The sequence below is a fragment of the uncultured Shewanella sp. genome (assembly GCF_947501665.1).
Lineage (GTDB): Bacteria > Pseudomonadota > Gammaproteobacteria > Enterobacterales > Shewanellaceae > Shewanella.
The window spans coordinates 45,245-65,656 of record NZ_CANMWS010000019.1 but is presented as its reverse complement, the minus strand read 5'-3'; the positions used below and the strand labels follow the sequence as shown (position 1 = coordinate 65,656).

The following is a 20,412-nucleotide window of genomic DNA, read 5'->3' as shown; positions in this document are numbered from 1 at the left end:
GACCTGTGTTAAAAAGCCTGAAGACAACTAAATTAATTTCTATCGCTGTGTTATCGGCAGTTTTGTTCGGTTGTGCAACCCCAACCGGCCCGGTAAAGACTGAATCGACTAGCATTTCTTTAATCAGCGCCCCTTTAACATCGGCGCAATACTTAGCGAAAGCCAAAGCAGAAAAAAATCAGCAACTGCGTCAACGTTACTTGTTATTAGCCGCTCATGCCATGATTAATTCAGGAGATGACAGTACGGCAGAACAATTACTGAACTCTATGAAGGCCACATTATTACCCATTAATGAACTTCAAGCCGAGTATCAATATCTCACAGCCAGAGTTCTGAAAATGCAGTCCCGCTATGGTGAAGCCATTAAAGTATTAAATTATCCAGCCAATTGGCAGCTGGCAAAATGGCAATGGGTCAGTTATTACCAGTTAAAAGCACAGCTTTATCAAGAGCGTAATCAGCCCATAGAGGAAGTACGCCAATTAAGTTATCTCAGTCAATATTTACCCACATCACAAGCGAATGAAGTCAATGACACGATTTGGCGAACCCTACAACCTCTTTCAGAAGAAACACTGAAACGTTTCTCCACCGATAGTGACGATTCTATTTTTGCAGGCTGGTTACAACTCGCCTATTTAACCAAGCGTTATGCTGTTGATCCAAACCAGTTAGTGAGTCAATTAAGTCGCTGGCAACAACAAAACCCATCCCATCCTGCAACCCGTAAACTGCCTACGGATCTTGAAAATGCACTGAATGCCAAACCTTACAGGCCGAGAAATATTGCAGTATTATTGCCCTTAACTGGAGCCAGAGCCAATATTGCCAACCCAGTAAAACAAGGCATTATGTCCAGTTATTTAACCCAAAATGATAAAGATGTGACATTCACTTTTTATGATACCGCACAAGATCCCAAAGCCGCTTATAACAAAGCCGTCGCGGCAGGTGCTGAATTTATTATTGGCCCATTACTGCCAAACTCTGTCGCAGCATTACAGACAAATGACGCTTCTATAAAGCAAGCTACAGGCAATAATGAAAAAATCATTCCACAGCTGTTTTTAAATACGGCTAAAAATCCCTCTTCCAATAAAGATACCTTTTATTTTGCCTTATCACCTAGTGACGAAGCCAATGATGCCGCTAATCGGTTATTTAAAGACGGTATAAAAATCCCATTAATATTAGCTAGTAATGACAAAATGGGTCATAACATGGCTGATAGTTTTAACAAAACTTGGCAAGCATTGACTCACACCCCCGCAGAAATTCACTATTATGATGCGGGTGATAAAATGAAGGTCACGGTACAAAAAGCATTAGGTGTCATTGACAGTAAGGAGCGTATTGCCGCTCTAAAACGCGTCCTCAATTTATCACTCAAAGCCGATTTTCGCTCTCGACGTGATATTGATGCCATTTACATGTTATCAGCAAGCCATGATCTGGCCTTATTAAAACCTTTTATTGATGTCAATTTCAGTGTTTTTGCTCAGCCAGTCCCTTTGTACGCCAGTAGCCGAAGTCATTTAAAAGATGGTGGCAGAGAAGCCGATGAAGAATTAAATAACCTGACGATCAGTGATATTCCTTGGCTTATTCGCCCAGACTCAGATACTCGAACGGTGAGTCAATTGTGGCCCACTTGGAGCAACAGTCAAAAACGACTTTATAGTATGGGTTATGATGCTGTTGATCTTGTCGATAAACTGGCTCAAATGAGAGCATTACCTGGCTATCAATTAAATGGCTTAAGCGGCACCTTATCGGTTAACGACAAAGGTATAATCAATAGACAATTAAGTTGGGGCCGTTACCAAAGAGGTAATTTAAAACCATTACCATCAAAATGAATCAGGACTAAAAAAGTAAAAATGTATTATTTTTTGTGAAAAGTAAAGACGTGTTATTGCTCATACAATAAATTGCATAGCAATAACACAACTTGCTTAACCTAATTTGAAGCATGACAAACAATATCTTCTAAGCAAATAAAACGAGAGGCTCTCAAAGTGGCTAGACCTCGCATAATGTCGCATTTTGGGTATATACTCAACGTCATAGAGAGTCACTTCAGGATATTAGTGTGCTTAAAGGTTGTCATGGACAAGCAAGTGAACAAACAGCCATTATCTATTTGCAACAACAAGGCTTACATTTAGTTGCGAGAAATGTTCGTTTCAAATTTGGTGAAATAGACATAATCATGAAAGAAGGTACTGTTTGGGTATTTGTTGAAGTAAAATATCGTTCAGATTTACATTTTGGTGGTGCAATGAATGCGTTAAGTCAAAGGCAGCAACATCGTATAAAGCGTGCTGCTAGCCATTACTTACAATTAAACCAAATAGATGCAACTTGTCGATTTGATTTTATCGCTATGGATCCGAACAACATTCAATGGATCCGCGATGCATTTTAATTTTATCGTCGCTTATGTTCAACGATCAGCTATGGGGTTGCCCATAAAATGAAGTGTTCATATAGCCATTACGCAAACAATCGTTAAGGATTTATCCATGTTAGACCGTATTAAACATAGCTTTACCGAATCCATTCAAACCAAAATTGATGCTTCTGAAGCCTTACCTGAGTCCATTGCCAAAGCCGCAGAAATGATGGTTAATTGTTTACTCGGTGGTAATAAAATCTTAGCCTGTGGTAATGGTGGCAGTGCTGGTGATGCGCAACATTTTTCAGCTGAATTACTTAATCGCTATGAAGTTGAACGCCCCCCTCTTCCTGCTATTGCCCTCACAACAGATAGCTCTACCTTAACGGCTATTGCCAATGATTACAGTTATGATGAAGTGTTTTCAAAACAAATTTTAGCTTTAGGGCAACCTGGAGACATTCTATTAGCTATCTCTACCAGTGGTCACTCAGGAAACGTTATTAAGGCCATTGAAGCTGCACTGAGTCGAGATATGACGATTGTCGCCCTAACAGGCAAAGACGGTGGGCCTATGGCAGGGTTACTTAGTGTTAATGATGTTGAAATTCGCGTGCCTTCCAATGTCACAGCCCGCATTCAAGAAGTTCATTTATTAGCCATTCATTGCCTTTGTGACAACATAGACAGAACCCTATTCCCACAGGATGAACAGCAGTGAGAGCTTGGCTCCCATTAATTTTGCCGCTTTTTTTATTGCAAGGCTGTGCAGGCGCCCTCGTCGCTGGTGCCGTCAGCGGCGCTATGGTCGCCAATGATGAGCGTCCTGTCAGTACACAACTGGATGATACCAATGCTAACTTCAATATCGCCAGTGCGCTTTCTTCCCAACCAGACTTAAAAAATCAAGCAAATATTTCTGCCGTCGTCTTGAATAACAATGTACTCTTAATTGGTCAAGCACCCAATTCAATGTTAAGAAATAAAGCCATTAGCGTTGTTAATAAGCTGAATTTAGGCGGGAAAATTCATAATCAAATTCGTATTGGTAACCCAACGTCTTTTACCACACGAAGTAATGACACTTGGATCACGACAAAAGTCAAAGGCCGTATGCTCGGTGAGCAAAACTTAGATATGACCAACATAAAAGTTGTTACTGAAAACGGAGAAGTTTTTCTTATCGGCTATGTTGCCAAAGAACAAGCGGATCTCGCGGTAGAAGTCGCTCGCAATACCTCAGGCGTTCGAAAAGTAATTAAAGTCTTTGATTATGTGAATTAATCAAAGCAATAAACAATAAAAAACCTGCATATGCAGGTTTTTTATTCCACTTAAAGCCCGTTACACTAATAAACCTATTTTTTCATACACCTTTTTCAGAGTAACTTCGGCACGTGCTTGTGCCTTTTCAGCACCTTCATGCATAATTTGGTTCAGTAGGGTTTGATCGGCTCTAAATTCATTATATCGCGCTTGCAATGGTTCTATCATACTCACCACCGCTTCACCTGTTGCGCCTTTTAAGTGCCCATACATCTTGCCTTCAAACTCACTTTCTAACGACGCAATACTTTGACCTGTCACGCCTGACATTAAGCTTAAAAGATTCGATACCCCAGGCTTATTTTCAACATCAAAACGGACTACTGGTGGCTCTTCACTGTCTGTCATGGCTTTTTTGATTTTTTTCATGATTTTCTTGGGATCTTCAAGCAAACCAATGACGTTATTACGATTATCATCCGATTTAGACATCTTCTTCAGCGGCTCTTGTAAAGACATCACTTTGGCCCCTAATTCGGGAATAAAAGGCTCAGGTATGGTAAAAGTATCCCCGTAAGCATTATTGAATCGAGTTGCGATATCTCGGGTCAATTCAAGATGCTGCTTTTGATCTTGCCCTACAGGCACTTCATTCGCTTGATACAGCAAAATATCTGCTGCCATCAATACTGGATAACCAAATAAGCCCACATTGATATTACTGGCATGTTTCTGAGATTTATCTTTAAACTGGGTCATCCTATTGAGCTCACCCATTTGAGCATAACAATTTAATGCCCAGCCTAATTGAGTGTGCTGAGGCACTTGAGACTGAATAAAAACCGTACTTTTTTTCGGATCAACACCGCAAGCTAAATACAAAGCTAAGGTATCAAGACAGGCTTCACGCAATAATTTAGGATCTTGACGTACTGTAATGGCATGCAAGTCAACCACACAATACAAGCAATCATGGCTATCTTGCATCGCTACCCACTGGCGTAATGCGCCCATATAATTACCTAAGGTTAACTCACCTGAGGGTTGTGCCCCACTCAGTACGATAGGTTTAGGCTGTGACGTGGTCATTTTCTTCATTACTCCATAAGTGCATCAAGTAAACAATGTAAAGACTCGATGCATCAATTAAAAATTACAAAATTACAGTATCACGGGTATAATATCACGTAATTGATGACATACCGCATTCGGGTCACTCAAACTAATATCTTCACCGTAATTGTATCCATAGGTCAAGCCAATTGCGCCGACCCCCGCCGCTTTTGCCGCAAGAATATCATTTTTAGAATCGCCAACCATCACTAGCTCATTGGGCTTCAAATCCCAAAGTTTCAATAAATGTTGCAAAGGAAGCGGGTGTGGTTTCATTTCGGCAAGTGAGTCACCCCCTAATACAGATGAAAAATAGTCACTCAAACCAAATCCTTTCAATAACGGGATCGTAAAATCATAAGGCTTATTAGTCACAATTGCCAAACGAATATCAGCCTCATGCAAACGCTTTAACACCATTAATACATCATCATACAATTGGCTATGTTTCTGTAAGTTTTGCTGATAATGCCATTTAAATCTGGGCATCATTTTCTGACAGTGTGCCTGACTATATGCGTCCCCAGCCGAAAGAGTCAGTGCTCTTTGCATAAGGACTTCAGCCCCGTTACCTATCCATGAACGAACTTGTGCCTCACTGCACAAGGGCAAGCCAAATTCAGCTAAGCAATCTTGTACCGCCACCGTTAGATCAGATGCACTATCAACTAGCGTACCATCTAAATCAAAAGCAACGGCTTTGACTTTGCCCGTTATTGGTTCACTCATATTCAGCACACCTACTTTTCTTGCGTGACAGACGCTAATTCTTGACGCATTGAATCAATGACAGCTTTATAATCCGGCTGATTAAAAATCGCTGATCCCGCCACAAACATGTCCGCACCAGCACGAGCAATGTCAGCAATATTATCCACTTTCACCCCACCATCCACTTCAAGGCGAATGTCATAACCACTCGCATCAATAAGACGACGCACTTGACGTAATTTATCTAAAGTGGAAGGAATGAAAGATTGCCCCCCAAAACCTGGATTCACTGACATTAATAAAATCACATCAACTTTATCCATCACATGATCGAGGTAATGCAGAGGTGTAGCAGGATTAAAGACTAAGCCCGCTTTGCAACCCGATTCTTTAATTAATTGTAAACTACGATCAATGTGCTCAGACGCTTCAGGATGAAACGTAATAATGGATGCACCTGCTTTTGCAAAATCAGGAATAATACGATCAACGGGCTTCACCATTAAGTGCACATCAATATCAGCGGTAATACCGTAATCCCGCAGCGCTTGGCAAATCATAGGCCCCACGGTTAAATTAGGAACATAATGATTATCCATCACATCAAAATGAACCACATCGGCTCCCGCCGTCAATACAGCATCAACATCACTGCCCAAGCGAGCAAAATCGGCAGAAAGAATAGAGGGGGCAATTAAAAATGGGCGCATAGTCAAACTCATGGTCATGTGTAAGAAGTAAGCTATTTTACCCCTTAACCCCATAGAGACACTACTTTTTAAAATACTTTTTTTGTTACAATTATGTTTTAATCGATTTTCAATTTGTTATACTGATGCCTCGCAAAGGAAGGCAACGAAGGAAATACCATGTTAAGGAAGCTTAAAAAGTTTTTAAACATGAAAATCACCATTTTTTTCATGAGTTGCACTTTAGGCATAACGATATTCATACTCAGTTCAACAAGTATATCGACCCTTATGTCACCCAGTCGTTATTGTGCATCGCAAACAGAAGTATCCAGTAAACATTTACCGCACGGCCAAGTACAAAACCATTGTAAAACAGCTCAAACATTAACTTGGTTAAATTGGTTAACGGGTAATAGTCTTACTAATCAGCTACATTTTATCGACTTTTTGGAATTGCTGCACGGTAACAACCGTATTCCTTTGAGCCAAGTGACTTCAATCAATAGCCATCAGAGCCTACATTTATGTTAAAAAATTTCTGGCACCTACTGATCAGCACACTTGCCGCTTTTTTTGGTGTGCAATCCGAGCAAAATCGCGTACGCGATTTTCAAACAAAGTCCATTGTCCCCTTTATCATTATGGGGGTGTTCATTGCGATCATATTTGTCGGTAGCTTACTCTTTATCGTCACCCAAGTATTAGGATAAAAATCAATAAAAAACCTCGCAAATGCGAGGTTTTTTTATTTTTTCTTTTTCGATTTGAAACGCTTTTTCGGCGTTAGCTCAGTAGCCTCTGCATGATAAGCATCATCGTATAAAGCAAATAACTCATCCACTTTTTTACGAGCACTGCCTTTTTGGCTAATATTGCGCTGCACTTGAACATGGGCAAGTTTCGCACCATGATAAAGCTCACGAGTTAACGGAATATCATGATTACTGATTAACACCGAGATCCCTCTATCTATTGCTGTATGTCGGGACATTTTTGCCAATATAGCTTGATCATCCAAACTAAATCCAGCCCCCACATAAGTCGTAAAACTGGCTGTTGTCGATAAAGGCGCATAAGGCGGATCGCAATATACCACATCACCTTTGCGTGTCATGTTCATGGCTTCCTCATAACCCACACACCGAAATTCGGCTTTTTGTGATTTGATTGAGAAAGCGCGGATCTCTTGTTCTGGAAAATAAGGTTTCTTGTAAGAACCAAAAGGCACATTAAAACCACCTTTACGGTTATAGCGACACAAGCCGTTGAAGCCAAATCGATTCATATATAAAAAATATACTGAACGCTCAAAAGGATCGCGGCTTTGATTAAAACGTTCACGGATTTGATAATAAGCGGTTTCATTATTCATCTCATCAACAAATAAAGCTTTTGCAGCACTAATATACGCTTCTGGATCTTGCTGAACAATCTTATAAAGATTAATCAAATCTTGATTAATATCACACAATAGATAGCTATCAAAATCAGTATTTAGAAATACGGACCCCGCCCCAACAAAAGGCTCAACCAATCTATTACCTTTTGGCAGGTATTGAGATAAAGCTTCAATCAGTTTAAATTTTCCACCAGCCCACTTTAGAAAGGCTCTTTGTTTTTTGCTCATTTAAATTGACTGAATACCCTAAAAAAAGAAGCACATGATTGTACTCTCTTTATTACTGAATTTCACGACTTGGAACACTGACTTGTAGTTGATATTCACTCAAACCGGCCCAACGACGTACCCATGGCTTATTAATTTTATATTTTTCAATTAGATATGCAGACTTTTTATTTGCAAATTCTTTTTTATCAAACTCACCCACTAAGACTAACCAACCTTGTTGATATCGGGCAATTCTCAAGCCCTCAACGCCCTTAATCTTTGTTAATAAACGATAAAGTGTCTCTATCTTAGTCACATTAGCCAATTGCAACGTATAACCTTGTGTTGGCCTAACACTCAATAAAGTTGGCCAAACTATCGGCGGTTGCACTTTGGCAGCATCAACTGCTGTTTTTTCAACCTGCAGACTGTTTTTATTTGTCGCTACTGAGATGGATTTCTCAACTTGATTTCTATCGCTATCTCGTGGCATAGCGATTTTATTCACAGTAACGGGTTTCAATGAAGGCGTCTGTTCAATAACACCGGAGCTCTGTTCTTCTTTTTCCCGTGCTTGGGTTGCAAATTGACTGGGAGAGGAAACACTAAAAGCTTGAACATTGGATGGAGTTGCGACCTGAGCATCGGCTGTTTCCTCAATACTTTTATCCTGTTCAATAACCGCTTTGACTTGAGGCTCACTCACCTCTGAAACCGATACCGCACTTGAGGTCACAGCAGCATCCTTTCTTGAGGCAGTAAGCTTGTTTTTTTGATGTTCCACCGTTATTAGCATGACCGTATCATCATGTAATGAATCTTGTGTCTTATTGAGTAAGTGAGCCTTATTCACTTGGCCATCAATGGGCAATTTTAGCATCCATAACCCAACTCCTGTTATTGTCACGACACTCAAAACAACCACGACTAAAATCAAGCTCACCCATTTAGGCATCACTCTCATATACGTCTGAGGATCGGCGGCTGTTGACGTCGGCACATTCTGTAGCGAAAGCTCAAATAAAACCAATACTTCCTCTGGCGTGCCCGACTGCTCTGATAATTTGTCATACAAACTATCGGCATCCATAAACGTCTTCTGTCCATTAGCGGATAAGAAAGCCTCATATAAAGACTGCCTTTCAATTAAAGACAAGGGAGGAATACTGATCGGCAATAAATATTCGGCTTGTACCAAAGACAATTGTTCAGTGATAAAAGACAAAAAATGGTTATCGGAAGTACAAACAAGACTGATGGCGGTATTGGCAAGTGTTAATTGACTAAGTGCTAAGCACTCACCCCACATTTCTGTAGGCATATTGTCCGCATCATCAATGACAATACACACTGACTCAGGCAATGAATCAACAACTTGTAATAAACTCTCAGATAAGGTTAACTCATCATCAAAAATAGGTTCTTTAAGCAGTTGAATCAGAATTTTTCGACGGATTTCATGACTATCACAATGCTTCGGGCAAGTCACTAAAGCAAGGCTATGCTCATCCAATGTATCAAGAAGTGTTGTTACCAATGTCGTTTTGCCGGAGCCTTGTTCCCCCATTAACAGGATTAGCTGCTCGCCATATAAACTAATATGCTGCAGCCTCAATAACAAGGCTTCTTGGCTAGGTAATAATATTGACTCTGATGGTGTCACTTGTCATCCATATTCAAGTTATGCGCCGCCAATTACCTCTCTCAATATGGCTTCACTCACGTCACTATAAATGCCAGCTTGGCCAATAGCAGTAGGTAACACTAATCGAATTTTACCTTGTTTCACTTTTTTATCACGCTGCATATGCTCAATAAAATGTGAAAAAGTCATTGAATCTGGTGCCTCAACAGGTAAATCAAAAGCGATGAATAATGCACGAATTCTTTCAAGATCATTCTCTTGAATAAGTCCCATTTTCACAGCCGTTTTTGCTGCTAATAGGGTTCCAGCAGCAACCGCTTCGCCGTGTAACCAAACACCATAACCCATCTCAGCTTCAATCGCATGACCAAAAGTATGCCCTAAATTTAACAAAGCACGCACAGCCTGCTCAGTTTCATCCAATGCAACGACTTCAGCCTTAATTTCACAGCAACGACCAATAGCATATTTAAGCGATTCATCATCAAGACGTTTTAATTTCTCAATATGACGCTCAAGCCAAACAAAAAAAGTTTGATCCCAAATAATGCCGTACTTAATCACCTCAGCCATTCCTGCCGCAAACTCTTTAGCAGGCAGTGTAGTCAAACAGTCAGTATCAATCAGTACTAATTTAGGTTGGTAAAAAGCACCAATCATATTCTTACCTAAAGCATGATTAACAGCTGTCTTGCCACCAACAGAAGAATCAACTTGTGCTAACAAAGTGGTTGGAATTTGGATAAAATCGACACCGCGCTGATAACAAGCCGCAGCAAAACCCGTCATGTCACCAATCACACCGCCCCCCAACGCAATTAATACCGTATCCCGGCCTAAATTTTGTTGTAGCAGGGAAGTAAAAATCGCGTCCATTTGTGCCAATGTCTTATATTGCTCACCATCCGGTAAAATAACCGGCTCAACGAGCGAAGAATGGACCAACAAAGTTTGTATTTTCTCAAGATACAAGGGCGCGATTGTCGAATTAGTCACAATCAAGACTTTTTTATTTTCGAGATGGTGAGCAATACACTCACCATTACTCATCAAATTCCGGTCAATCACTATCGAGTAACTACGCTTACCAAGCTCAACCTGAATTTGTTTTGTCATGATTTAAAAACCTAGCTGATCAATAATTTGATTTGCGACAACTTTTGCACTTTGTTCATCGGTTTTCACGATAACATCAGCAATTTCTTCGTAAAGTGGATTACGGATCGCAGCTAAATTCTCTAAAACTTCTCTTGGATCTTCTACTTGTAACAACGGACGACGCTTATCGCGCTGAGTACGCGCAACTTGCTTATCGATTGTTGTTTCCAAGTATACGACTATCCCGCGAGCAGACAGATTATTTCTGATCTCCTTGCTTTGGATTGAGCCGCCTCCGGTCGCTAATACAATTCCTTGCTTTTCAGTTAAGTCAGCGACGACTTGTGTTTCACGAATGCGAAAACCATCTTCGCCTTCGACATCAAAAACCCACGCTATATCCGCACCAGTGCGGCTTTCAATCTCTTGATCTGAATCGTGGAACTCTAAGTGCAGCATCTGCGCTAGATGTCGACCAATGGTGCTTTTACCAGCGCCCATAGGTCCTACTAGAAAAATATTACGTTTTTCGGCCATTTCTTATACGTCTGAATCTTATATGAAGTTTGCCTACATCGATTTGAAAAATAAAATCGACCTTAAATGTTACCTTGCTCGCTTGAGACTTGACCACTGATTATCTCAGTTAAATAGGCTTAATGGCAAGTGGTGAAATTAAATTCTCTTCAAAATCTTTAAAGTATTCTTGTTGAATACTTTAAAATCAACGCGTTACTGCAAGTAAATTTATATAAGAAGAGGAAACTCCAAACACATACAAATTGTAAAGAATAGCACTTTAAGAAAAATATTAGCCTTAAGTGCGATAAACAATAAGATACGCCCCTAAAAGTAATCAAAGTCAATCGCTCGAATTATACTCAAGCACAAAGGTCTTTCAATACGATAAAAGACCTAATTCTATTCTTTTTACTCCGCAATAATTTTAGGAGTCACAAAAATGAGCAATTCACGCCGCTCATTGCTTTTAGAGCTATTTCTAAAAAGAAAACCTAAGTAAGGAATATCACCTAAAATAGGCACTCGACTCGAACTATTAATCATGCTTTTTTGGTAAATGCCACCTAATACAATGGTTTCACCATGGTTAACCAACACCTGTGTGCCAATACGTTGTGTATCAATTGTCAGTCCTCCTTCTGTATCGAAGCTAGGCGTATCATTGGTTATCGCTAAATCTAGAATGACCCTGTTATCAGGGGTTATTTGTGGAGTCACACTTAGCGATAAAACGGCTTTTTTATAAGTCACGGATGTTGCACCACTGGATGTTGACTCCTCATAGGGAATCTCAACACCTTGCTCGATATAAGCGGCTTTCTGATTAGATGTCGTCAGCCGAGGACTTGAAATAATTTCGGCCTTATCTTCTTGCTCTAATGCAGTCAGCTCTAAATCTAAAATCGTACCATCGGTAAGCTTAGCCACATGAAAAGCAATACTGGTTGGATTGAGGCCGACAGGATTGGCCGGTAAGTTCACATTTAATCGCTCTGCAATAGGTGGCACTTCACCATTGGTAATTTTTTCTGCTCCAGCAATCGTTCCTGACGTTCCTGCATCACCTTGCTCATCAGTGATCCCCCAGCGGATCCCTAAATCTTCACTCACATTATCCCGAACCGTCACGACACGAGATTCAATTAACACTTGTTTAATTGGAATATCAAGCACCTCCACTAAACGGTGAATGTTATTCAAACTGTCCTCAGTATCTTTAATAAGCAATGTATTGGTTCGCTCATCAACAGCAACACTGCCCCTTGGAGACATTAAACTGGATGTCCCATTTTTTAATAACACAGCAATATCGCTAGCTTTAGCATAATTAATTTGAATATATTCAGAATAAAGCGTCGATAATTGAATAATATCTTGTTTATTTTTTAGTTGCTGGCTTTCCCGTAACGCAATTTCTTCACTGGGTGCAACCAATAAAATATTCCCTTCAATGCGCTTATCAAGTCCCTTTGTTTGCAGTATCAAATCTAATGCTTGATCCCAAGGCACATCATCTAAATGTAAAGTTATATCACCTTTAACAGTATCGGTTGTCACCAAATTAAAATTATTATAATCAGCAATAATTTGCAGCACCTTATTAACAGCGATATTTTGAAAATTTAATGATAAGGTGCGCCCTGTATATTTTTTCGATTCACTTCCGATCCCCGGGTTCACGTCCTCGTCAATAATAACCTTTAATAGACGCCCTTCTTGCTGCAAGCGATGACGATAATTGCCTGCTACTTTAATCATAAAGCGCGTCATATCCGCATCTTTAAAGGTTTCAACATTCATCACTGGCGTTACAAAATCTTTAACATCTAAGGTATAAACTAAATCAGTATCAATATCTGTATTATATAATTGCAGCTCAAGCTGCGCGCCCAACTTATTCAAGTTGGATGCTATATGGCTATTACTAAAGTAAATATCGACTTCTCCACCGCCACTATCGGTTCTTTTAAAGTCTATCTTTTCTACTTTATTAATAAAATGCGACTGACTTGCCATCGCCATTGTTTCATCACTAATAATAAGTTGATAGCGATTCCCTTCAATCAAGGGGTTAAAAGCTTTTACCTTGTTTAAATCGATAATAATATCGAGCATACTGCCATGCTCTACGGCTTTAATAAAAGCCACTCCCATTTGATTAATAACCCACTCATTTTTATTTAAAGCAGACACACTATTATCAAAACGCAACAGAATTTGAGCGGGATTGGCTTGCAATTGCGTTTTAGGCTCAGCTGCTAAAGCAGATTCAAAAATCAACTCTAATACAAATTGATGAACAAGTTGATTGTGATATTTAACCTCCACTAAGCGATTTCTATCAGCTCCTACCGCGCTAGAACTCAATAAAAATAAAATGAAGATGTAAAAAAAACCTTTATTTATCATAATTATTCTTTCCCTGAAAATGGTTTTTCTTTGATTTTGTTATAGGGGTTTTTCATCCACCAACGTCAAATGACTACTTCTATGTGTCCAACATCCTCCACCATCAGGAATGAGTTCAATGATCTCAATACTTTTTTCTGTGATCACGGCAATTTGTCCATGATAGAGTCCTAAGTGATCCCCAATCGATAATCGATGAACTTTGCCATCATGACTTTCTATCAAGGCCCAAATTTTCGGCTGTTTATCAACATGGGGATCCGTTAAGGTCCCTCGCATTTTTAAATTATCTAGCGCATAGGTTTCAAGATGCGCTTTTTGACGATGTAATTCAGGCTGCAAACAGTCTTTTGTGGTATCAATCACTTCTTCGGTGAGTTTACGCACAGGCAACACATAAGGACTCCGCATTCCCTTGCCTGAATAATCAAAATGTTCAAACTCTGGCGTTGCTTTTAAAGGCGCAATATGAGCGGTATGTTGCTGCTTAGTTTGCTGAACAAATTGCTCTAAATCTGTCTTATCACTACAAGCAATATTAAACAATAATGCACACACACTACACAGAGTCAGTGACTTTGTTTTTATCATTTTTTAGCCTTCTTTTGCTTATCTTGGGTGTTAGCCCCTTCTTTAAAACGATAGGTTTTTGCTAACATCTCCATTTCAAGCACTTTAGAGCCACCTTTCTTCAAGGTAAAATCATGTAAACTAACAATACGAGGCAATTTCGCTACCCCACTGACAAAATACCCCAACTCGTGATAATCCCCACTCACAGAGATTTTAATTGGAAATTCAATATAAAAATCTTGTTGTAATTCTCCGCCCCACTCCAGACTCTTAATGCTCAGCCCAGAATCTGTTGCCACAAATGTCACATCGTCAATCAAGCCTGGCATTTCATTTTCTGAAGGTAACATCTTTAATAACTCAGAAAATTGCACTTCCATTAATGCCAGTTGTTCTCGGTAATGTGCTAAATTGGCGGCAAGCTGATATTTATTTTTAAATGATGCTTTTAAATTCTCTTCTTTTTTTTGCATAGAATCTAATTGATGAGTCGCATTGGAAATCACTAAAAAATAACTAACAATACACACAAGCATCATCACAAGTATTGCAAAAAACACCTTCACAGCCTTTGGCCAATTGCCAACATTTTCAAAATCGACATCTTTAAACTGATCAAGATCAATCCTCATTGGCGATCCTTAGAAGTACTCTTCTTATCATCACTTGCAGCCGCATTCACAACTGACACTTGTAAAATAAAGCGCTGCAATTGCCTAGAGGCTTCATCATGCACTGCAATCAATTGCATATTCGGATCGTGTAACCATTGTGACGCTTTTACTTTTCGCATCATATTAGCCACATGGTTATTTGATTCACTTCGCCCTTCAATCAACAATGCAGAGCCATTTTTTTTAATGCTGGATAAATACACTCCCGCAGGCACCACTTTCACTAACTCATCCAGTACCCGTGTAGGCAAATTTCGAGCTTGTTGAAGATTCAAAATAATATCAGTACGCCGCTCAATATCTTTTTTACGTACACGAATTGATTGAATTTCTCCAATTTGCTCATCAAGAAAGTTAATTTCAGAAAGTAAATAATCATTACGCTCTTCTTGCTCTGAAATTAACCCATTAACAACCATTAATGAGAGATAGCTCACCAAAACAGAGACTAAAAACACCAGTAAAAGTACTCGAATATACTCTTTTTTTCGCTGTTCTCTCGCTTCTTCCCGCCAAGGTAATAAATTAATGTTTGCCATAGTTCCCTTATATGGTTCCCTTATGTCATTCCGTCCCCATCAACACAAAATTAAATAGGCCACTTACCATAACTTCTCAATGCTAAACCAAAAGCCAGCATGTACTTCGGCATGTGTGATTGCAGTTGCTTTTTAATTGGAGGAGAGGCGACCAAGTGCCCAATCAAAGGATCAGCAATCAATGTTTCAATATTCAAATCATTTTTAATTCTATCCGCCAAGCCATCAATATTGGCGCAGCCACCACACAGCACAATATTATCAATACGCTCTCGTTCACTCACCGTATAGTACAGCTGTAAAATATGTCTAATTTTTTGTAATAGTTGCGTTTGAAACGGAAATAAAACATCTTCTTGATAGGATTCAGGCAGCTCTCCTAGGACTTTTGACTTTTCAGCCTTATCAAACGTCAGATTATACGTTGACATAATTCCTTGAGTATAAGCCTCTCCCCCCGTATCTTGGCTTCGTACAAATACCGTTTCCCCTGACTCAATCATCGCAAGCGTAAGCATATTGGCACCAATATCAATCATAGCCGTGACATGCCCATGGCCATCATCAGGCAACTGATGCTTAATAAATTCAAACGTTCGACCTAAGGCATACCCTTCAATATCCACCACCTTCACTTCTAAATTAACATCATCTAACGCATCCACTCGGCTGTCTATCGTATCGGTTCTGCAGGCACTTAACAGTACGTCGACATTGCCATCTTCCAGCTCTTCATTTTCCAATAATTCAAAATCGATACTAATTTCATTAAGTGGATAAGGAATAAGGCTTTCTGCTTCAAGTTCTATTTGCGCTTCCATTTCAGCTTCCGTTAAAGAAGCATCCATTTCAATCACCTTGTTAATCACCGCAGAACCGGATATTGCCACGGCAGCAAATTTAATATTTTTAGGTAAAGTGCGCTTAATAAGACTCAAAACATCCACCAGGGTCTTTAAATCTTTTATTTCTCTGTCAACCACCGCCCCTTTAACTAAAGGAATAGCCGCATGACGTACTATGTGATAATCCTGCTCTTTTTTGCTTAATAAAATAGCTTTAACTTCATGAGAGCCTATATCTATCCCTACCATTAAGGGAGCAGAATGCAACCAAGTTTGAAATTTTGACCAAACCACTTTTGAAAACCATTCATTTGAAAACCATTGTTGAGATAACATAGTGTTCATTACTCTTATTAAAAATAAGTGCTGGGGCTGATTAACACAGGACGGCTTAAACGGAGAGAATCAGGTCGAACTACAATCAAAGCAAACTATCAGACAAATGCCTGAAAAAGAAAAATCCAGCCAACATATGGATACTCTTTTAAATAGGTAAAATAGCCTCTATAAAACGACACCACTTACCGTATATTTATCCTTCTTACTATCATTCAGCCTAAGACTGATGTGAAACAGTTACTTTGCAATCACTAAGATGAAGATAAGTATTTTTTCTTGTCATAAAAATAAGTAAAAAACACCCTCTTTTACTTACTCTATTTGTACAAAATATTCTCTATATTTACAATTACTAATTTCAAATCGACTCTATACAACTTAAAAATAAAAAACACTTATGCCTCTCTGTCAACATGATTTTTGTTGCTTCTCGCCTCAACAAAAAACCAAATAACATAGATAACCATATAATATTAAAGCTATTTAGTTAACTTCAAAAATAAGTATTCATTCTCATTCGATAATATAATAATGCTAATGACGCGGCGCATTCTCCAAAAAATAGATTAACACAAGCTTAACCCACCCAATGCTGAAACTGGCATCTTCAACTACCTTAGGTATATACTACTGGGCTTATTTATTCTGGGTGGAATTATTCGGTGAAGTGGTTTAAACGACTTACAATTGCTTTTTTTAGCTTGGCTCTATTGGGCATTATCGCAGTCACTGCAGCCTATTATTATGTGCTGCCTGATCTTCCTGATGTGAACACTCTCAAAACCGTTAAACTTCAAACACCACTGAGGATTTACACCAGTGACGGTAAACTCATTTCTCAATTTGGTGAAAAAAGACGTATTCCCCTAGAATTGAATGAGATCCCTAAGCCATTATTACAAGCTTTTATTGCCACTGAAGACAGTCGTTTTTATGAACATCAAGGTATCGATCCTATTGGGCTTGTCAGGGCAGCATTAGTCATGATCACCACAGGTCAAAAGAAACAAGGCGCCAGTACCATCACTATGCAAGTGGCCCGTAATTTCTTTTTAACCCGTGACAAAACCATTATTCGTAAAATCAAAGAAATTTTTATCTCCATTCATATTGAGCAACTTCTCACGAAAGATGAAATTCTCGCACTCTATGTCAATCGTATTTACCTTGGCCAAAGAGCTTATGGTGTCGGAGCTGCAGCACAAGTTTACTACGGTAAAGATGTCGCGGATTTAACCTTGCCAGAAATGGCAATGATCGCAGGCCTACCTAAAGCCCCCTCGACAATGAACCCCATTACATCACGAACACGTGCACTGAGTCGCCGTAACGTTGTGCTAATGCGCATGCATGATGTGGGTTATATATCAGATCAACAATATACAGATGCCATCAAGCAACCATTAACCGCCAGCTATCATGGCGCAGAAATTGATTTTTATGCACCTTATGTCGCAGAAATGGCAAGAGATTATTTAGTCGCTAAATTAGGTGAAGAAGAAGCTTATACCGGTGGCTATGACATTTACACCACTGTCGATTCAAAATTACAACGTGATGCTCAACAAGCCCTTAGAAACAATGTATATGCTTATGATGAACGCCACGGTTATCGAGGCCGCACCAAAATATTATGGACAGATGCAACACCTAGCATTGATGAAATCACGGCCAAACTGAAAAAAACAACGGCCTTTCAAGGATTGCAACCCGCTGCCGTTATGGCTGTTGATGATAAAACGGCAACCGTACTGACCGCCAAAGGAGAAAGTATCAGTCTCCCCTGGGACGGCATAAAATGGGCAAGACGCTTCATCACCAATAAAAAACAAGGTCCTTCTCCAAAAGCAGCCACCGATGTTTTAGCCATAGGTGAGCAAGTTTGGATTCGAAACAATGGTCAAATTTGGCAACTCTCTCAAGTCCCACTGGTATCCAGTGCTATTGTCTCTATTGAACCACATGATGGTGCTATTAAAGCCTTGGTCGGTGGTTTTAGTTTCTTTCGCAGCCAGTACAATCGCGTCACTCAAGCAAAACGTCAGTTAGGTTCCAATATCAAACCTTTCATCTATTCTGCTGCACTAGAAAAAGGTTACACCCTCGCCACGTTAATTAATAACGCGCCGATTAACCAACCCGATACGCGACAAGGCATTGCATGGCGTCCTAAAAATTCTCCAGATGTCTATGGCGGCCCAACACGATTACGTTTAGGACTTGCACAATCCATTAATGTGATGGCTGTACGCACCATGCGCTATACAGGACTCAATACAGCCATTAAAGAATTAACCAAATTTGGCTTTGACCCTGCTGATTTACCGCGCAATGAATCCTTAGCTTTGGGCTCAGCATCAGTGACACCACTGCAAGTGGTTACCGCTTTTTCTACCTTTGCAAACGGAGGGTATCTCGTTACGCCTTACTATATCGAGCGTATTGAAACGGCAACAGGTGATATCATTGAACAAGCGAATCCCACTCTTGCTTGCACGCCAAGTGCAGAGGATACAGCCAACACAGATACAGACACCGATAACCTGTTAGCAAATAGTCCGAGTATCGATACAGCAAAAACCACACAAGATCAACACAGTGATACGGCTGCTGGAATCCGTCATTGTGGCGGTGAAAATGCCCAATTTGCTCCGCAAATCATTTCTCATCAAACAGCCTTTTTAATTTCTGATGCCCTTAAGAGTGTTATTTGGGGGGGCGGAAACTGGAGTAAAGGTACGGGCTGGAATGGCACCGCATGGCGCGCATCTCGTGACGTGAAGCGCCACGATATTTCAGGTAAAACCGGTACCACCAACGAATCTCGCGATACTTGGTTTAGTGGCTTTAATCCAACTCTTGCGACAACAGTTTGGGTCGGCTTTGATGATCATAGCCAAGAACTTGGCCGCACCAGCTGGAATAATAATGGCCCTAAAACCCAAATATTTCAGGCCGAATCCGGTGCTAAAACCGCAGGGCCAGCATGGAATGCATTCATGAAAGACGCCTTAGCTGGGACACCTGAGATCCCCTCTTCTCCCCCTGCAGGCATTGTCTCTGTGCGCATTGATTTGGCCACAGGAAAACTCAGCCACAAAACCGATTATACCAGTCGATTTGAATACTTTATTGCTGGCACTGAGCCCACAGAATACGCCACACAGTCAAATGATGAGGGCAGTATTTTTATTGATAACTCAGCCGATGATTTGTTTCAATAATTAACCTGAACTTGGAATAATGAGTGTCAAAGAACATGCTGAGGTTCCTCCTCGGCATGTCACCAAAATAACCTCAAACTCATATTTCCTCTGCAAACGTCTGCCATTAGACTAATTGCTATGTTAAATAAAGACAGTCCAAGATGATATTTTATTCATGTTTACATCAACAGTTAAGATCATCAAAAATCACGATTCCACACTGCAGCAAAACAAAATACCAACAAGTATTTGAAAGCTAATTAAAAACGAACCTAATGAATCACTCAGCGCAGAAATGTGAGAACAAAAAAATAAAGATATTAATAAACAATACAATAGAATAATTAAATCCATAGTAATGTGGATCTAATTTATCAAACCGTCATTCATATCAAACAAGTAAAACAAGATGTTAGCGCTAACACTTTTCCCTTTTTATCAAGTATTACCATCTCAGTATTCAGCCTTTTAAAACCTCAAAAAAACACATACAAAACAAAAAAATAACACAGAAAAAACATAAAAGTAATTAATAACTATTTGATATTAGTTAAAAAATAATAATATTATTTCCACTCGCATTTAATCTAGATAATAACAGATTAAGTCCATTTCTCGATTCAATGAGCAAAACATGAACACCCGTTATTTATCAGGTCTACAGCTTGATTTTCGCTTGAACAGCCACACAGGCAATACACAAAATAAAAATGGAATTTTATCATAATGAATACCACTGACGCAGCCCTTCAACACACGAGTCAATTGAC

General features: G+C 39.6%; 19 protein-coding genes. 7 read left to right on the top strand and 12 right to left on the bottom strand.

The window, feature by feature from the left end; translation table 11 throughout:
• Positions 1-5: 5 nt before the first annotated feature.
• From Q0976_RS15470 to dolP, 4 genes are all read left to right on the top strand, one after another.
• Positions 6-1,862 carry a penicillin-binding protein activator gene (locus Q0976_RS15470; RefSeq protein WP_299494769.1) on the top strand — a complete coding sequence of 619 codons (1,857 nt, stop codon included), beginning with the start codon at positions 6-8 and terminating at the stop codon, positions 1,860-1,862.
• Between the two features lie 233 nt (positions 1,863-2,095).
• A complete protein-coding gene (locus Q0976_RS15465; protein WP_299494768.1) occupies positions 2,096-2,431 on the top strand; it encodes a YraN family protein in 336 nt (111 codons plus the stop codon).
• Positions 2,432-2,528: 97 nt separating this feature from the next.
• Complete coding sequence (locus Q0976_RS15460) at positions 2,529-3,122, top strand: phosphoheptose isomerase (protein WP_298775560.1); 594 nt, start codon at positions 2,529-2,531, stop codon at positions 3,120-3,122.
• Positions 3,119-3,685 (top strand): division/outer membrane stress-associated lipid-binding lipoprotein, encoded by a 567-nt coding sequence (dolP, locus tag Q0976_RS15455; protein ID WP_299494767.1) that lies wholly within the window; start codon positions 3,119-3,121, stop codon positions 3,683-3,685. The genes Q0976_RS15460 and dolP overlap by 4 nt, the downstream gene beginning before the upstream one ends.
• Positions 3,686-3,745: 60 nt before the next feature.
• Here the strand turns inward: dolP and trpS are convergent, their stop codons facing one another.
• The 3 genes from trpS to rpe all read right to left on the bottom strand — a co-directional run bounded on the left by trpS (position 3,746) and on the right by rpe (position 6,201).
• A complete protein-coding gene (gene trpS, locus Q0976_RS15450; RefSeq protein ID WP_299494826.1) occupies positions 3,746-4,756 on the bottom strand; it encodes a tryptophan--tRNA ligase in 1,011 nt (336 codons plus the stop codon).
• Positions 4,757-4,828: 72 nt separating this feature from the next.
• Positions 4,829-5,497: a phosphoglycolate phosphatase gene (locus tag Q0976_RS15445; protein WP_299494825.1), complete on the bottom strand. Its 669-nt coding sequence runs from the start codon at positions 5,495-5,497 to the stop codon at positions 4,829-4,831.
• A 23-nt stretch (positions 5,498-5,520) separates the two neighbouring features.
• Positions 5,521-6,201, bottom strand: a complete 681-nt coding sequence (gene rpe / locus Q0976_RS15440; RefSeq protein WP_299494766.1) for a ribulose-phosphate 3-epimerase — start codon at positions 6,199-6,201, stop codon at positions 5,521-5,523.
• A 159-nt stretch (positions 6,202-6,360) separates the two neighbouring features.
• On the opposite strand from rpe, the gene Q0976_RS15435 reads away from it, so the two are divergent.
• Both Q0976_RS15435 and Q0976_RS15430 read left to right on the top strand, forming a co-directional pair.
• Positions 6,361-6,714 carry a hypothetical protein gene (locus Q0976_RS15435; RefSeq protein ID WP_299494765.1) on the top strand — a complete coding sequence of 118 codons (354 nt, stop codon included), beginning with the start codon at positions 6,361-6,363 and terminating at the stop codon, positions 6,712-6,714.
• A complete protein-coding gene (locus Q0976_RS15430; protein WP_299494764.1) occupies positions 6,708-6,893 on the top strand; it encodes a DUF2970 domain-containing protein in 186 nt (61 codons plus the stop codon). The genes Q0976_RS15435 and Q0976_RS15430 overlap by 7 nt, the downstream gene beginning before the upstream one ends.
• Positions 6,894-6,928: 35 nt before the next feature.
• On the opposite strand, the gene Q0976_RS15425 is transcribed toward Q0976_RS15430, so the two are convergent.
• From Q0976_RS15425 to pilM, 9 genes are all read right to left on the bottom strand, one after another.
• Positions 6,929-7,810 carry a Dam family site-specific DNA-(adenine-N6)-methyltransferase gene (locus Q0976_RS15425; protein WP_299494763.1) on the bottom strand — a complete coding sequence of 294 codons (882 nt, stop codon included), beginning with the start codon at positions 7,808-7,810 and terminating at the stop codon, positions 6,929-6,931.
• Between the two features lie 52 nt (positions 7,811-7,862).
• Positions 7,863-9,455, bottom strand: a complete 1,593-nt coding sequence (locus tag Q0976_RS15420; protein WP_299494762.1) for an ATP-binding protein — start codon at positions 9,453-9,455, stop codon at positions 7,863-7,865.
• Between the two features lie 18 nt (positions 9,456-9,473).
• Entirely contained in the window at positions 9,474-10,553 is a 1,080-nt protein-coding gene (gene aroB, locus Q0976_RS15415) for a 3-dehydroquinate synthase (RefSeq protein ID WP_299494761.1), read from the bottom strand.
• Between the two features lie 3 nt (positions 10,554-10,556).
• Positions 10,557-11,072: a shikimate kinase AroK gene (gene aroK, locus Q0976_RS15410; protein ID WP_299494760.1), complete on the bottom strand. Its 516-nt coding sequence runs from the start codon at positions 11,070-11,072 to the stop codon at positions 10,557-10,559.
• Between the two features lie 393 nt (positions 11,073-11,465).
• Positions 11,466-13,466: a type IV pilus secretin PilQ family protein gene (locus Q0976_RS15405; protein WP_299494759.1), complete on the bottom strand. Its 2,001-nt coding sequence runs from the start codon at positions 13,464-13,466 to the stop codon at positions 11,466-11,468.
• A 39-nt stretch (positions 13,467-13,505) separates the two neighbouring features.
• Positions 13,506-14,057 carry a pilus assembly protein PilP gene (locus Q0976_RS15400; RefSeq protein ID WP_299494758.1) on the bottom strand — a complete coding sequence of 184 codons (552 nt, stop codon included), beginning with the start codon at positions 14,055-14,057 and terminating at the stop codon, positions 13,506-13,508.
• Complete coding sequence (locus Q0976_RS15395) at positions 14,054-14,671, bottom strand: type 4a pilus biogenesis protein PilO (RefSeq protein WP_299494757.1); 618 nt, start codon at positions 14,669-14,671, stop codon at positions 14,054-14,056. Before Q0976_RS15395 ends, Q0976_RS15400 begins: the two co-directional genes overlap by 4 nt.
• Positions 14,668-15,252, bottom strand: a complete 585-nt coding sequence (locus Q0976_RS15390) for a PilN domain-containing protein (protein WP_299494756.1) — start codon at positions 15,250-15,252, stop codon at positions 14,668-14,670. Before Q0976_RS15390 ends, Q0976_RS15395 begins: the two co-directional genes overlap by 4 nt.
• Before the next feature lie 50 nt (positions 15,253-15,302).
• Entirely contained in the window at positions 15,303-16,346 is a 1,044-nt protein-coding gene (gene pilM, locus Q0976_RS15385; RefSeq protein WP_299494824.1) for a type IV pilus assembly protein PilM, read from the bottom strand.
• Between the two features lie 752 nt (positions 16,347-17,098).
• Between pilM and Q0976_RS15380 the strand changes: the two genes are divergently transcribed.
• Entirely contained in the window at positions 17,099-19,660 is a 2,562-nt protein-coding gene (locus Q0976_RS15380) for a PBP1A family penicillin-binding protein (RefSeq protein ID WP_299494755.1), read from the top strand.
• Positions 19,661-20,412: the final 752 nt, after the last annotated feature.